A 921-nucleotide genomic window follows, 5' to 3' on the forward strand; every position below is an offset into this window, starting at 1 on the left:
GCAGATTCGACAGCACCTGGGCGATTTTATTCCCGAGGATCTGGGGATTAGCCTGAATCAGGTCAATGGCATCAGTGCGTTTCAGTTGAGTGATTCAGCCGTGACGGCCACGGTAACTCTGGGGTATCCCTGCGACAGTATTCGTGACGCGCTGATTGATGCCATCCACGCACACATGGCTCCGGTACTGGAGCAGCGTTCCCTGTCAGTGACGGTGGAAAGTCGCATTGTGCCGCACCGGGCGCAAAGCAGCCTGCCGGCGCGGGACCAGGTCGCCAATATCATTGCCGTTGCGTCCGGCAAGGGCGGGGTGGGCAAATCCACCTCGGCAGTGAATCTGGCGCTGGCGCTGCAGGCGGAGGGCGCCCGTGTTGGGTTGCTGGACGCGGACGTGTTCGGGCCCAGCCAGCCGTTGATGCTGGGGTTGCCCGACGGTACACGCCCCCAATTGCTGGACGGCAAATTTTTTGTGCCGGTGGACGCCTACGGTTTGCAGACCATGTCCATGGGGTACCTGACCACAAAGCAGACACCGGTGGTGTGGCGTGGGCCTAAGGCCAGCGGCGCGCTGGTGCAGATGATGGAACAGACCCGCTGGCATGATCTGGACTATCTGTTGGTGGATTTGCCCCCCGGAACCGGGGACATCCAGCTGACGCTGGCCCAGAAAATTCCGGTGGCGGGTGCCGTGGTGATTACCACGCCGCAGGATATTGCGTTGCTGGATGCCATCAAGGGCGTGGAAATGTTCCGCAAGGTGGATATCCGGGTGCTGGGAATCCTGGAAAACATGGCCATGCATGTCTGTAACCAGTGCGGGCATCAGGAGGCTATTTTCGGTCAGGGTGGTGGCGACAAAATGGCAGCAGATTATGGCACTGAGGTGTTGGCTGCGCTGCCATTGTCCCTGCGTATCCGCGA

Annotated in this window: 1 protein-coding gene; it reads left to right on the forward strand. The window is 60.3% G+C overall.

Features of this window, described 5'->3' with window-relative positions; translation table 11 throughout:
- The coding region (gene apbC, locus A3754_RS01365; protein ID WP_063518658.1) for an iron-sulfur cluster carrier protein ApbC at positions 1-921 on the forward strand (921 nt) is incomplete at both ends.

Source organism: Alcanivorax sp. HI0083, from assembly GCF_001635175.1.